Origin of the sequence: Halorubrum sp. Atlit-26R (genome assembly GCF_003666015.1) — an archaeon.
In the GTDB taxonomy this organism is placed as follows: Archaea; Halobacteriota; Halobacteria; order Halobacteriales; family Haloferacaceae; genus Halorubrum.
The window spans coordinates 1-869 of sequence record NZ_QPLT01000149.1; the positions used below are offsets into that span (position 1 = coordinate 1).

Here is an 869-nt window from a genome sequence, read left to right on the forward strand (position 1 = left end):
CAACGCGTCGCCATCGCCCGGGCGCTGGCCGCAGACCCGGCCGTCGTCATCGCCGACGAGCCGACGGGCGAACTCGACCGAGAGACGGGCGAGCGCGTCCTCGATCTCCTCACCGACGTGAGCGACGCCCGAGCCATCGTCATCGCCTCTCACGACGAGTACACGCTCGATCGCACTGATCGCGTCGTCCAACTGCGTGACGGTGTCCGGCAATGAGCGCACGACTCCGACGGACTGTGTCGGTGATCGGACTGGGGGTGCGGCGCGTGTTCGGTCGGCTCCGCGGCGTCGCACCCGGTCGCATGGGCGTCTGTATCGCGGGCGTCGCTATCGCGGTCGCGCTGCTGTTCGTCGTCACGAGCGTTTCGATCGGCCTCGCGGGCAGCACCACCGTCGAGAGCGAGGACATCGACTACTGGATCGTTCCGGACGACGGCGGCAGCGGGAGTGTCCCGCTACAATCGGAAGGCGCTCGTCTCAGCCAGGTCCACACCATCTCCGCGGAGCTCAACGCTGACGACCGGATCGAGTACGCGTCTCCCGTCGCGTTACAGCCGCTCCGCCTGGAGAACCCGACGACCGGCGACCGCGAGTACGTGATCGCGCTCGGGGTTCTGCCGCCCGAGGGTCAGCGGCGCGTCGCCGACATGCGGCTCGACCCGCTGAGCGAGCCGTACCCGTACTACGCCGACGGCGATTATGACGGCACGTGGACCGGTGAGTTCGTCGCGTCGCCGGCGGTCGCCGACCGCCTCGCGCTCGACGTGAACGACACCGCCGCGGTAAGCGGTGCGAACCGATCGCTCACGCTCGTCGCCGTCAACGACCGCGAAATGGCCGCCGGGTTCGGCGAAGTGCCCGCGATCGCG

Annotated in this window: 2 pseudogenes; both read left to right on the top strand. The window is 69.4% G+C overall.

Annotation, left to right across the window (positions count from 1 at the left end):
- Nucleotides 1-216 (top strand): annotated as a pseudogene (locus DVK07_RS19855) (ABC transporter); the annotation flags it as partial.
- Nucleotides 213-869, top strand: a pseudogene (locus DVK07_RS19860) (ABC transporter permease); the annotation flags it as partial. The pseudogenes DVK07_RS19855 and DVK07_RS19860, both read left to right, overlap by 4 nt.